This window comes from Dickeya sp. NCPPB 3274 (assembly GCF_000406205.1).
Classification (GTDB): domain Bacteria; phylum Pseudomonadota; class Gammaproteobacteria; order Enterobacterales; family Enterobacteriaceae; genus Dickeya; species Dickeya fangzhongdai.
In genome coordinates this window covers 3,655,452-3,668,061 of sequence record NZ_CM001979.1, presented here as the reverse complement: position 1 = coordinate 3,668,061, position 12,610 = coordinate 3,655,452, and the positions used below count along the sequence as shown (strand labels likewise).

Here is a 12,610-nt window from a genome sequence, read left to right as displayed (position 1 = left end):
CAATTCCTGAATTGAAGCGCCCGATGATAGCGGCAGCGACATTGAAGATATTGCGTCGTTGCTCCTATAATCGGGTCTATTTTTTAAAGCGCATTAATTTCTGAAAACGCATAGAGAACTGACGTGGCAAAGAATATTCAAGCCATCCGTGGCATGAACGACTACCTGCCAGCCGAAACGGCACTGTGGCAGCGTATTGAAGACAGCTTGAAACAGGTACTCCGCGGGTACGGTTATAGCGAAATCCGTATGCCGATCGTCGAGCAGACCTCGCTGTTCAAACGTGCGATCGGCGAAGTAACCGATGTGGTTGAAAAGGAAATGTACACTTTTGAGGACCGCAACGGCGACAGCCTGACTTTGCGTCCCGAAGGCACCGCAGGGTGCGTCCGCGCCGGAATCGAGCACGGCATTCTGTACAACCAGGAGCAGCGCCTGTGGTATATCGGCCCGATGTTCCGCCACGAGCGTCCGCAGAAAGGGCGTTATCGCCAGTTCCATCAGTTGGGATGCGAAGTGTTTGGTCTGAAAGGACCGGATGTGGATGCGGAACTGATTCTGATGACCGCCCGCTGGTGGCGCGTGCTGGGGATCGATCAGCACGTCAGTCTGGAACTGAACTCGATCGGCTCTTTGGACGCCCGCGCCCGCTACCGCGAAGCGCTGATTGCCTTCCTGGAAGAGCACAAAGATCAACTGGATGAAGACTGCCTGCGCCGCATGTATACCAATCCGCTGCGTGTGCTCGATTCCAAGAATGCCCAGGTACAGGCGTTGCTGGATAATGCACCGGTGCTGACCGATTATCTGGATGACGACTCTCGCGCGCATTTCGATGAATTGTGTGAACTTTTAACCCAGTCCGGCATCCCATATAAGGTTAATCCGCGGCTGGTTCGCGGACTGGACTATTACAACCGTACCGTTTTCGAATGGGTTACCAGCAGTCTGGGGTCTCAGGGGACGGTGTGCGGCGGCGGTCGCTATGACGGCATGGTTGAACAGCTCGGCGGCTCCAGTACGCCGGCGGTGGGTTTTGCCATGGGGCTAGAGCGTCTGGTGCTGTTGGTGCAGACCGTCAATCCGGCGTTTGCGGCGCAGCCTGGCGTAGACGCGTACCTGATTTCATCCGGTGCCGGCACGCAGCATGCGGCGATTCAGCTGGCGGAAAAAGTGCGCGACGCGCTGCCGCAGTTGAAGCTGATGACCAACTACGGCGGCGGTAATTTCAAGAAACAGTTTGCCCGCGCGGACAAGAGCGGGGCGCGGGTTGCGCTGGTGCTGGGTGAAACCGAAGTGGCTGCCGGGCAGGTGGTGGTGAAAAACCTGACCAGCGGCGAGCAGGAAACCCTGGCTCAGGCGGATGTGGCGGCGCGTCTGGCGGCGTTACTGAATTAAGGAGAAAGGCAGCGTGGAAGTCTATAGCACTGAAAACGAGCAGGTTGAGGCGATTCGCCGCTTCTTTATCGAGAATGGCAAGGCGTTGGCTATCGGCGTGGTGCTGGGTATCGGCGCCCTGGTAGGCTGGCGTTTCTGGCAAAACCATCAGGAAAGCAACGCGATGGCGGCTTCCGCTGCCTATCAGCAAGTGACCGAATCTCTGTCTGCCGGTACGCCGGAAGGCGTTGCCGGCGCTGAAAAGTTTGTCACCGGCGATCATGGCAATTACGGCGCGCTGGCTTCACTGGCGCTGGCGCACCAGTTCGTTGAAAAAAATGATATCGCCAAAGCCGAGCAGCAGCTCCGTCAGGCATTGAGCCAGACCAAAGATGGCGATTTGCAGGCGCTGATCAATCTGCGCCTGGCTCGCGTACTGTTGCAGCAGAAGAAGCCGGATGATGCGTTGAAAACGCTCGATGCCATCAAGCTGGAAGGCTGGACGGCGATGGTGGCCGATGTTCGCGGCGACGTGCTGGCGAGCAAAGGCGACAATCAGGGCGCGCGTGATGCCTACAACAAAGGCATGGCGGCGAAACCTTCTCAGGGGCTGCAATCCCTGTTGCGTATCAAACTGAACAATCTGCCCAGCTAAGAGGGACTTCATGCAACTGCGTAAAACACTTTTGGTCGGACTGGTTTCCGTTACCCTGCTGAGCGGCTGTTCGCTGTTTGATCGCGAGGAAGACGTGGTCAAAATGTCTCCGCTGCCGCAGGTGACCAACCAGTTTACCCCCACCAAAGTCTGGAGTCGCTCCGTTGGAGACGGTACCGGTGAGTTCTACTCCAACCTGCATCCGACCTGGCAGGACAGCCGCGTGTATGCGGCCGATCGTCACGGTACGGTAAAAGCGCTGGATCTTAATAGCGGCGAAGAGAAGTGGCGCGCCGATCTGGCGGAGAAAACCGGCCTGCTGTCCAGCAACCGGCCGGCGCTGCTGTCGGGCGGCGTGGCGGTGTCGGGCAATCACGTTTATGTCGGTAGCGAACGCGCGCAGCTGTTCGCCCTGAATGCCGACGACGGTACTGTGCAGTGGCAGACCAAAGTGGCGGGTGAAGTGTTGTCCAGCCCGGTGGTCAGCGATGGCGTAGTGATCATTCATACCAGCAACGGCATGTTGCAGGCGCTCAGCGAGTCTGACGGCACCATCAAATGGACCGTGAATCTGGATATGCCGTCGCTGTCGCTGCGCGGCGAGTCTGCGCCGACGACGGCGTTTGGCGCGGCGATTGTCGGTGGCGACAACGGACGCGTCAGCGCGGTAATGATCAATCAAGGTCAGTTGATTTGGCAGCAGCGCATCTCCCAGCCGGGCGGCGCGACTGAAATCGCTCGTCTGAACGATGTCGACACCACGCCGGTCGTGGCAGGCAACGTGGTGTATGCGCTGGGATATAATGGCAACCTGACCGCACTGGATCTGCGTTCCGGGCAGATTAGCTGGAAGCGCGAAATTGGCTCGGTGAATGATTTCATCGTCGATGGCGATCGTATTTATCTGGTCGATCAGGACGATCGCATTACGGCGCTGAACACCAACGGCGGCGTGGTGATCTGGCGGCAGGGCGATCTGCTGCACCGCAACCTGACGGCGCCGGCGTTGTATAATGGATACCTGGTGGTCGGCGATGCCGAAGGCTATCTGCACTGGGTCAACACGACTGACGGCCGCTTTGTGGTTCAGCAGAAAGTGGATAGCTCCGGTCTGCTGAGCAAACCGGTGGTCGCCAGCGACAAGCTGCTGGTGCAGGCTAAAGGCGGCGAGGTTTACGCCTTTACCCGTTAACCGCTTCGCATGACCGGGACGGGCGGTGTATCCGCCATCCCCATAACGGCTCCTGATACTGTCAGGGGCCGTTTCGTCTTTTATCATCAGCAGTCCTTTCTGCTGTAACGAATTGAAATATAAGCAATGAGGTTGTAACAATGATACCTGTCGTCGCGCTGGTCGGGCGCCCGAATGTGGGGAAATCCACGCTGTTTAACCGCTTAACGCGTACCCGTGACGCATTGGTGGCGGATTTCCCTGGGCTGACGCGTGACCGCAAGTATGGTCGTGCCGAGGTGGAGGGAAATGAATTCATTATTATCGATACCGGTGGTATCGACGGTAATGAAGATGGCGTGGAAACGCGCATGGCCGAGCAGTCGCTGCTGGCGATCGAAGAAGCGGATATCGTGCTGTTTCTGGTGGACGCCCGCGATGGCCTGATGCCGGCGGATCACGCCATTGCTCAGCATTTGCGTATGCGTGAAAAAGACACGTTTCTGGTTGCCAACAAAGTCGATGGTATCGATATCGATACCGGTATTGCCGATTTCTATTCGCTCGGGCTGGGAGAGGTGTATCCGATTGCGGCATCGCATGGTCGTGGCGTCGCTTCTCTGCTGGAAAAGGTACTGCTGCCGTTTGCCGTCGATCCGGTGCAGGAAACGCGTGAGCTGACCGAAGAAGAAGCGAACGCGGCTTACTGGGCGGAACAGCTCGGTGAAGGCGACAGCGATGGCGAAGAGGGTGAAGACGATGCGCTGAATCTGGAAGGGTTGCCGATTAAACTGGCTATCGTCGGCCGTCCGAATGTCGGTAAGTCAACGTTGACCAACCGTATTCTCGGGGAAGATCGGGTGGTGGTGTACGACATGCCGGGCACCACACGCGACAGTATCTACATCCCGATGGAGCGCGATGGCCGCGACTACGTGCTGATCGATACCGCCGGGGTACGTAAACGCGGCAAGATTACCGATGCCGTCGAGAAGTTCTCGGTGATCAAGACATTGCAGGCGATCGAAGACGCTAACGTGGTGCTGCTGGTGATTGACGCCCGCGAAGGGATTTCCGATCAGGATCTGTCGCTGCTGGGCTTTATCCTCAATTCCGGCCGTTCGCTGGTCATTGTGGTGAACAAGTGGGATGGATTGTCGCAGGAGGTCAGGGAGCAGGTGAAGGAAACCCTCGACCTGCGCCTCGGTTTCATCGATTTTGCCCGTATTCACTTTATTTCGGCGCTGCACGGTAGCGGCGTGGGCAACCTGTTTGAATCCGTCAACGAAGCCTATGAGTGTTCCACCCGTCGTGTGGGAACCGCGATGCTGACCCGCATCATGCAGATGGCGGCGGACGACCACCAGCCGCCGTTGGTGCGTGGCCGTCGCGTGAAGCTGAAATACGCCCATGCTGGGGGATACAATCCGCCGATCGTGGTGATCCACGGCAATCAGGTCAAAGATCTGCCGGATTCCTACAAGCGCTACCTGATGAACTACTACCGGCGTTCGCTGGATGTTATGGGAACGCCGATTCGTATTCAGTTCAAGGAAGGGGAAAACCCGTTCGCCGACAAACGCAACACGCTGACGCCGAATCAGCTGCGCAAGCGTAAACGCCTGATGCAGCACCTCAAGAAAGGCAAGTAAGCATCAGTAGCGGTGGAAAATGAGTCGTTATATCGGGGCAGGAGCGATTCTGCCCCGTTTTTTATGTGTGATCCGGAGAAGGAAGATGGACGCTTATTGTCCCGAATGTCAGCAGCCGATGGTATGGCGCGGCGATGAACAGTACCGCTGTGAGGGTTGCCTGCGGGGTTTGTTGCGTTTGACGCTGTGTCCGCAATGCGAACAGCCGTTGCAGGTATTGCGTGCCTGTGGGGCGGAAAGTTATCTGTGCGCCGGCGGTCACGGGCTGATTTCACGTTCCCGCGTGGTCATTCGTTACCAGCCTAAGAGCCTATCTCAATAGGCGTAATTGGCGCAGCCAGTTTGGACACGGACAGCGTGGAGAACCCGGAGCGTACACGTAGTACGTGAGGATTTCGAGCACTGCCAGGTTCAAAATGGCAAGTAAAATAGCCCTATTGGGATAGGTTCGAAGTAGCCGTCAGGAGGTTTGATCGTCATCCAGACCATTGCGCCACAAGGCTTCCAGTTCCGATGGCGCGCTCTGCTCGGGGATCAGCAATACCCAGTCCGTTTGGCGGGTATCCGGCGTATTGCAGTAGTGAATATGGATACGGTAGTAGAACTGGTCACCGCGGCCGGGAGAGTCTGGCTGACCGGGTTCCTGCGCGGCCGGCAGAACATCACGCAGCATGGCGCAGAGCTTCTCCTTCTTGGCGTCAGAAACCTCGGCCAGCGCGAAGCGGCGCAGGCCGGCCAGTCTGGGGAGCCAGGCGAAACCGCCCTCGCGCGCCAGTTCAATAATCACATCATCCGTCAAATCGGGCAGGCTATTCCTGTTCGTGCTCATTAAGAATTCCCGTATCGACCCCGACCTGATGCCAGGCACGCAGCACAGCGTCAGCTACCGCTTCATTAAAGCGCTTTTTGGCGTGCTCCACGGTAAATCTGGCAAAGATGGAGAAATCCGCATTTTGCGGCAGCTCTTTGTCGCACAGGGCGTCGTACCAGATACGACCGGTTTTTTCCCAGGAATAGCCGCCCAGCGCCATAGCCGCCAGATAGAAGGCACGGTTGGGAATTCCGGAGTTCAGGTGCACGCCGCCGTTGTCCTCGCGGGTATTGACGAAATCCCGCATATGGGCTGGTTGCGGGTCGGTGCCCAGCAGCAGGTCGTCATAGGCGGTGCCGGGACGCGCCATGGAACGCAGGCCTTTGCCGTCGATGCCGTCGGCCAGCAGTCCTTCACCAATAATCCAGTCCGCCTGCTGTACCTTCTGGTTGCGGTAGTACTGTTTGACCATAGAGCCAAACACGTCCGCGAGTGATTCGTTGAGCGCGCCGGACTGGCGGAAATACAGCAGGTTGCTTTCACTTTCCACCACGCCATGCGACAGCTCGTGGGCGATCACATCCAGCGCGATGGTGAAACGATTGAAGATTTTACCGTCGCCGTCGCCAAACACCATCTGCTGCCCGTTCCAGAACGCGTTCTGGTAATCCTTGCCGTAGTGAACGCTGCCGATCAGCGACAAACCTTTGTTGTCCAAAGAGTTACGACCGAAGATTTTCCAGAAGAAGTCATAGGTAATGCCCAGATGGGTGTAGGCTTCATCAACAGCGATATCGCCATTCCCCGGCTGACCTTCCGTCCGTACCTGCTTGCCCGGCAATGTCTGCTGGTGCTCTGCGTCGTAAATATCGCGCTGTATCTTGCCGGCAGGGTGTTCCTCATGCTCATCGGGATGGATGACCGGGGCCACCATCAGTGACTGCACGTGCATCAGAGTTTGTTGCGCGCAACGACGTTCCTCATCCGATCCATTGTTAATAATGCGATGCAGAATATAGGGCGGAATGATGTTACGGGCGGATTGCATACTTCATCTCCTTATGCCTTGCAGTATGGTTTGCAACATATTGTCAACACTGATCTACCACAGTTATGACACGATAAGTATAGCCTAATCACTAAATATTTTTCGTCTGGCGTCTTGCGCGCGGTTTAGTAGATTCTTTTTTGATTTCAGTGATCTGACTCTCTACCCAGCCATCCTGCAGCCGAGTTTTCAAGATATCGCCCCTGGTGGCCTGAGCGGTGTGTTTCATGACTTTGCCATCCGGCGCGGTGGTGACGCTGTAGCCGCGGGCCAGCGTTGCCAGTGGGCTGACGGCTTCGAGATGGGAACAGGCTTCGCCAAATCGTTGTTTATGCTGATTAAGTTGCTTTTCCAGCGCGGATTGCATGCGGTAGCGCAACTGTTGTACCTGCTGCTGCGCACGGTGCAGGCGGGGTTGCGGCTGGTGCTGCCGTAGCCGCAGGACAACACGTTCCTGACGGCGAGTCTGTTGACGCAGTTGCAACTGGATGGCTTCGTCCAGACGCTGGCGCAGGCGAAGTAATTGCGTCTGCTGGCGGGCCAGACGCAGTTGCGGATGTTGCTGATGCAGCCGATGCTGCAACCTGACGAATTGCTGCTGGCGTTGCGCCAGATAGTAGTCCATCGCCATTTCCAGCCGCTGACGCTGGGACTGAATCTGCCGCAGCAGCTCCAGTTGGTTGCGGCTGACCAGTTCCGCCGCTGCGGAAGGCGTCGGCGCGCGCAGATCCGCCACGAAGTCGGCGATGGTCACGTCGGTTTCGTGACCGACCGCGCTGACAATCGGGATGCGACTGGCAAAGATAGCTCGCGCCACCCGTTCATCGTTGAAGCTCCACAGGTCTTCCAGCGATCCGCCGCCGCGGCCGACGATCAGCACATCGCATTCCTGACGCAGGTTGGCTAGCTCAATGGCCCGCACAATTTGAGCCGGCGCATCCACACCCTGCACCGCAGTCGGGTAGACAACCACCGGCAGCGAAGGGTCGCGCCGTTGTAGAATATGCAGGATATCGTGCAGCGCCGCGCCGCTGGCGGAGGTAATGACGCCAACCTGACGCGCCGGTTTGGGCAGCAATTGCTTGTATTGCTGGTCGAACAATCCTTCCGCCGACAGGCGCTGTTTCAACTGCTCGAACTGCTGTTGCAACAGGCCGTCGCCTGCCGGGTGCATGCTTTCAGCCAGCAATTGGTAGTCGCCGCGCGGTTCGTACAGCGTGATGGTGGCGCGAATCAGCACCTGCTGCCCGTTTTGCGGTCGGAAGTCGACCCGCCGGTTGCTGGTGCGGAACATGGCGCAACGCACCTGGGCGCGCTCGTCTTTCAGCGTAAAGTACCAGTGACCGGAGGAGGGCTGGGAGAAATTGGATATTTCACCGGAGAGCCAGACCTGGCCCATTTCACCTTCAAGCAACTGTTTTACCGTCTGATTCAGGCGGCTGACGGTAAATATGGCGGATGACGGCAATGAGGACATTGTGACCCGGATCAAATAGTAAAACAGAGAGTTAATCCATCAATACTACCGGTCAGTGTGCGGTTCGCAAGCATTTTTATAAAAAAATACTGGAGGCAATCGATTTCGCCCTGTATAATGCCGCGGCAATATTTTGTCTAATTCCCATCCCATTTCCGGTGAGATATTGCCATGTTACGTATCGCTAAAGAAGCTCTGACCTTCGATGATGTTCTCCTCGTTCCAGCCCATTCCACGGTTCTGCCCAACACGGCCGATCTGAGCACGCAACTGACTCAGCGCATCCGTCTGAACATTCCCATGCTGTCCGCCGCAATGGATACCGTGACTGAGTCCGGGCTGGCTATTGCGCTGGCGCAGGAAGGCGGCATCGGTTTTATTCACAAGAACATGCCGATTGAGCGCCAGGCGGAAGAAGTCAGCCGCGTGAAGCGCCATGAAAGCGGCGTGGTGGTCGACCCGCAGACCGTAACCCCGGAAACCACGCTGCGTCAGGTGAGAGAACTCACTGAACGCAACGGTTTCGCCGGTTACCCGGTGGTAACGAAAGGCAATGAGCTGGTCGGTATCATCACCGGCCGTGACGTGCGTTTCGTCACCGATCTGGACCGCCCGGTCAGCGCGGTAATGACCCCGAAAGAACGTCTGGTGACGGTAAAAGAGGGCGAAGCCCGCGACGTGGTGCTGCAGAAAATGCACGAGCGCCGCATCGAAAAAGCGCTGGTGGTGGATGCGCAATTCCGTCTGGTCGGGATGATCACGGTAAAAGACTTCCAGAAAGCTGAACGTAAGCCGAACGCCTGTAAAGACGAACACGGCCGTCTGCGCGTAGGCGCAGCAGTAGGCGCCGGCGCCGGCAACGAAGAGCGTATCGACGCGCTGGTCGCCGCCGGTGTGGACGTGTTGTTGATCGACTCCTCGCACGGTCACTCCGAAGGCGTATTGCAGCGTATCCGCGAAACCCGCGCCAAATACCCGGAGCTGCAAATCATCGGCGGTAACGTGGCGACTGGCGCCGGCGCACGCGCCCTGGCCGAAGCCGGCGTAAGCGCGGTGAAAGTGGGCATCGGCCCTGGCTCCATCTGTACGACTCGTATCGTGACCGGCGTGGGCGTACCGCAGATTACCGCGATTGCCGATGCGGTTGACGCGCTGGAAGGCACCGGCATTCCGGTGATTGCCGACGGCGGTATCCGTTTCTCCGGCGACATCGCCAAAGCCATCGCCGCCGGCGCCGCCTGCGTGATGGTGGGGTCGATGCTGGCCGGCACCGAAGAATCGCCGGGCGAGATCGAACTGTATCAGGGCCGTGCGTTTAAGTCTTACCGCGGCATGGGCTCTCTGGGCGCGATGTCCAAAGGTTCGTCCGACCGTTACTTCCAGTCTGACAATGCCGCCGACAAACTGGTGCCGGAAGGTATTGAAGGCCGCGTGGCTTATAAAGGCCGCCTGAAAGAGATCGTGCACCAGCAGATGGGCGGCCTGCGCTCCTGCATGGGCCTGACCGGTTGCCCGACCATCGACGCGCTGCGCACCAAAGCCGAATTTGTGCGTATCAGCGGCGCCGGTATTCAGGAAAGTCACGTTCATGATGTGACCATCACCAAAGAGTCGCCGAACTATCGCATGGGCTAAGCGCGTTACCGGCTGATTTAATGTTACGAACCCGGTAAACTTGCCGGGTTCAATTTTTCTTTCGCTCCGTAGTGGAATACGCCTCTCATGACAGAAAACATTCATCAACATCGCATTCTTATTCTGGATTTCGGTTCGCAATACACGCAGCTGGTGGCACGTCGCGTGCGTGAGTTGGGCGTATACTGCGAACTGTGGGCATGGGATGTCACCGAAGCGCAGATTCGCGAGTTCAACCCGAATGGCATCATCCTTTCCGGCGGCCCGGAAAGCACCACCGAGTTCAATAGCCCGCGCGCGCCGGAATATGTTTTCCAGGCAGGCGTGCCGGTACTGGGTGTATGCTACGGCATGCAGACTATGGCGATGCAACTGGGCGGCAAGGTAGAAGGCTCCAGCGAGCGTGAGTTCGGTTATGCGCAGGTGGAAGTCAAGACCAACAGCGCGCTGATCCGCGACATTCAGGATGCCGTCAGCGCCAGCGGCGCGCCGTTGCTGGATGTGTGGATGAGCCACGGCGACAAAGTCACCGCCATCCCGGCTGACTTCGTGACCGTTGCCAGCACCGACACCTGTCCGTACGCCATCATGGCTAACGAAGAAAAACGCTTTTACGGCGTGCAATTCCACCCGGAAGTGACCCACACCCGTCAGGGCCAGCGTATGCTGGAGCGTTTTGTGCGCGACATCTGTCAGTGTGAGGCGCTGTGGACCCCGGCAAAAATCATCGACGACGCGGTTGAGCGCATCCGCGTACAGGTGGGTAAAGACAAGGTGATTCTCGGCCTGTCCGGCGGTGTCGATTCCTCGGTGACCGCATTGCTGTTGCACCGCGCCATTGGCGATCGCCTGACCTGCGTGTTCGTAGACAACGGTCTGCTGCGTCTGAACGAAGCCGAGCAGGTGATGGAGATGTTCGGCGATCAGTTCGGCCTGAACATTGTCCATGTACCGGCGGAAGAGCGTTTCCTGTCCGCACTGGCGGGCATTGACGACCCGGAAGCCAAACGCAAAACCATCGGCCGCGTATTCGTGGACGTGTTCGATGAAGAAGCGGGTAAGCTGACCGACGTGAAATGGCTGGCGCAAGGCACCATCTATCCGGACGTGATCGAGTCCGCCGCTTCCTCTACCGGCAAAGCGCATGTCATCAAATCGCACCACAACGTCGGTGGTTTGCCGGACGACATGGCGCTGGGGCTGGTTGAGCCGCTGAAAGAGCTGTTCAAAGACGAAGTGCGCAAGATTGGCCTGGAACTGGGCCTGCCGTACAACATGCTGTACCGTCATCCGTTCCCGGGGCCGGGTCTGGGCGTGCGCGTGCTGGGCGAAGTGAAGAAAGAGTACTGCGATCTGCTGCGCCGTGCTGACGCTATCTTCATTGAAGAACTGCACAAAGCGGACCTGTACGACAAAGTCAGCCAGGCGTTCACCGTGTTCCTGCCGGTGCGCTCCGTCGGCGTAATGGGCGACGGCCGCAAATACGACTGGGTCGTTTCACTGCGCGCGGTTGAAACCATCGACTTCATGACCGCGCACTGGGCGCACCTGCCGTACGAATTCCTCGGCCGCGTCTCCAACCGCATCATCAACGAAGTCGACGGGATTTCAAGGGTCGTCTATGACGTGTCCGGCAAGCCGCCGGCTACGATTGAGTGGGAATGATCCAAGTTTCTTCAGAAACTATCGCCAACTATCGAGAAATCACCACAACAGTTTGATTTTTAATTAAATTGATTGTGGTGACTATCGGTAGCTATCGCCAGCCAGCAGAGCCGGCTGGCGGTAGACGCGATGGTAAGCCAAAAGACCGGATTAACACCCTGCCGTTGATGATTGATTCTGTTTCAGTCGTGACGGTAAAAATTCCCTCCCGAAGTTAGGCGTGATGCTCTCCGACGCCGCACTGCGTACTCTCAAGCCCAAAGCCAGTCCGTAAAGGTTTCCGACCGGAACGGCATGTATGTCATGGTATCGACTGCCGGTACCATCACCCCCTGACAAGCGAGCCGTCCATTTCCTCTCGTGACATAGCATTGCGTTGACCTGGCGGTTTTAGTCTGGGCTTCGCTTTATTCCCCTATACCATTTGACCGTCTGGCGTCCATCACACGATGCAAGTGAGTTTCTATCCAGTCGGTAAGAACCGACACTTGCTCTGCGGCCTCTGAACCTAGAGGCGTCAGGCTGTACTCGACATGAGGCGGCACGACTGGATAGGAAACACGGTGGATGAATCCATCCATCTCCAGGCATTGCAGTGTTTGCGCCAGCATTTTCTCACTCACTTTGGGTGAACGCCGTCGCAGCTCACTAAAGCGCAGTGTGCTACCGCGTAAAGCCAGCAGGATGAGTACCCCCCCACAGACTCGTCATGTGCTTCAGTACTTCTCTTGAAGGGCAATCCACGGTTTGCAATTCGCCTCGACGGACTTGCTCTGATAATGAAGGTTGCAGGCCATCGGTCTGAAAAACTGGCAAATCACTCATATACTTACCTTTTTGTGCGTACTTTCTAAAAGTTAGTGAGGAATATACACTTGCGCCTCAGTCAAAACAACCACACAGGAACGCATCATGATTCTGGTTACTGGCGCCTCCGGCCATCTTGGTCAACGGGTGCTTCATCATCTTAGTAAAACACTTACCATTCCGATCTCCGGCATCGTTGCCGCTGGTCGTGTTGCTACGGTCACGGACGATTTCCAGCAAATCACCGGAATCGCACCGCAAACTTTCAGTGACTGGCTGAATGCTAATCAAACCTGGTTGGGGGAGCTCTGA

The 12,610-nt window shown here is 57.2% G+C and carries 11 protein-coding genes and 1 pseudogene; 8 read left to right on the top strand and 4 right to left on the bottom strand.

Features of this window, described 5'->3' with window-relative positions; all coding sequences use genetic code 11:
- Positions 1 to 123: 123 nt before the first annotated feature.
- The 5 genes from hisS to DXX3274_RS16310 all read left to right on the top strand — a co-directional run bounded on the left by hisS (position 124) and on the right by DXX3274_RS16310 (position 5,177).
- The gene (hisS, locus tag DXX3274_RS16330) at positions 124 to 1,398 is read left to right on the top strand and encodes a histidine--tRNA ligase (protein ID WP_042860684.1); all 1,275 of its coding nucleotides are present in this window, start codon (positions 124 to 126) and stop codon (positions 1,396 to 1,398) included.
- Positions 1,399 to 1,411: 13 nt separating this feature from the next.
- Positions 1,412 to 2,032 carry a YfgM family protein gene (locus DXX3274_RS16325; RefSeq protein ID WP_038666844.1) on the top strand — a complete coding sequence of 207 codons (621 nt, stop codon included), beginning with the start codon at positions 1,412 to 1,414 and terminating at the stop codon, positions 2,030 to 2,032.
- 10 nt (positions 2,033 to 2,042) lie between these two features.
- The gene (bamB, locus tag DXX3274_RS16320) at positions 2,043 to 3,224 is read left to right on the top strand and encodes an outer membrane protein assembly factor BamB (protein ID WP_042860683.1); all 1,182 of its coding nucleotides are present in this window, start codon (positions 2,043 to 2,045) and stop codon (positions 3,222 to 3,224) included.
- Between the two features lie 140 nt (positions 3,225 to 3,364).
- Positions 3,365 to 4,855: a ribosome biogenesis GTPase Der gene (gene der / locus DXX3274_RS16315; RefSeq protein ID WP_042860682.1), complete on the top strand. Its 1,491-nt coding sequence runs from the start codon at positions 3,365 to 3,367 to the stop codon at positions 4,853 to 4,855.
- An 85-nt stretch (positions 4,856 to 4,940) separates the two neighbouring features.
- Positions 4,941 to 5,177, top strand: coding sequence for a zinc ribbon domain-containing protein (locus DXX3274_RS16310; protein ID WP_042860681.1), 237 nt, complete (start codon positions 4,941 to 4,943; stop codon positions 5,175 to 5,177).
- A 138-nt stretch (positions 5,178 to 5,315) separates the two neighbouring features.
- Here DXX3274_RS16310 and DXX3274_RS16305 read toward each other — a convergent pair whose 3' ends face one another.
- The 3 genes from DXX3274_RS16305 to xseA all read right to left on the bottom strand — a co-directional run bounded on the left by DXX3274_RS16305 (position 5,316) and on the right by xseA (position 8,191).
- On the bottom strand, positions 5,316 to 5,684 hold the full coding sequence (locus DXX3274_RS16305) for a protealysin inhibitor emfourin (RefSeq protein WP_042860680.1): 369 nt from the start codon (positions 5,682 to 5,684) through the stop codon (positions 5,316 to 5,318).
- On the bottom strand, positions 5,665 to 6,714 hold the full coding sequence (locus DXX3274_RS16300; protein ID WP_042860679.1) for a M4 family metallopeptidase: 1,050 nt from the start codon (positions 6,712 to 6,714) through the stop codon (positions 5,665 to 5,667). The genes DXX3274_RS16305 and DXX3274_RS16300 overlap by 20 nt, the downstream gene beginning before the upstream one ends.
- Before the next feature lie 91 nt (positions 6,715 to 6,805).
- On the bottom strand, positions 6,806 to 8,191 hold the full coding sequence (xseA, locus tag DXX3274_RS16295; RefSeq protein ID WP_042860678.1) for an exodeoxyribonuclease VII large subunit: 1,386 nt from the start codon (positions 8,189 to 8,191) through the stop codon (positions 6,806 to 6,808).
- A 171-nt stretch (positions 8,192 to 8,362) separates the two neighbouring features.
- Here xseA and guaB point away from each other — a divergent pair, with 171 nt between their 5' ends.
- Together guaB and guaA are read left to right on the top strand one after the other, a co-directional pair.
- Positions 8,363 to 9,826, top strand: coding sequence for an IMP dehydrogenase (gene guaB, locus DXX3274_RS16290; RefSeq protein ID WP_042860677.1), 1,464 nt, complete (start codon positions 8,363 to 8,365; stop codon positions 9,824 to 9,826).
- An 87-nt stretch (positions 9,827 to 9,913) separates the two neighbouring features.
- Positions 9,914 to 11,491: a glutamine-hydrolyzing GMP synthase gene (guaA, locus tag DXX3274_RS16285; protein ID WP_042860676.1), complete on the top strand. Its 1,578-nt coding sequence runs from the start codon at positions 9,914 to 9,916 to the stop codon at positions 11,489 to 11,491.
- A 407-nt stretch (positions 11,492 to 11,898) separates the two neighbouring features.
- On the opposite strand, the pseudogene DXX3274_RS23030 reads toward guaA, so the two are convergent.
- Positions 11,899 to 12,316 (bottom strand): annotated as a pseudogene (locus tag DXX3274_RS23030) (winged helix-turn-helix transcriptional regulator).
- 87 nt (positions 12,317 to 12,403) lie between these two features.
- Between DXX3274_RS23030 and DXX3274_RS16280 the strand changes: the two are divergent.
- On the top strand, positions 12,404 to 12,610 hold the full coding sequence (locus tag DXX3274_RS16280) for a hypothetical protein (RefSeq protein ID WP_042860675.1): 207 nt from the start codon (positions 12,404 to 12,406) through the stop codon (positions 12,608 to 12,610).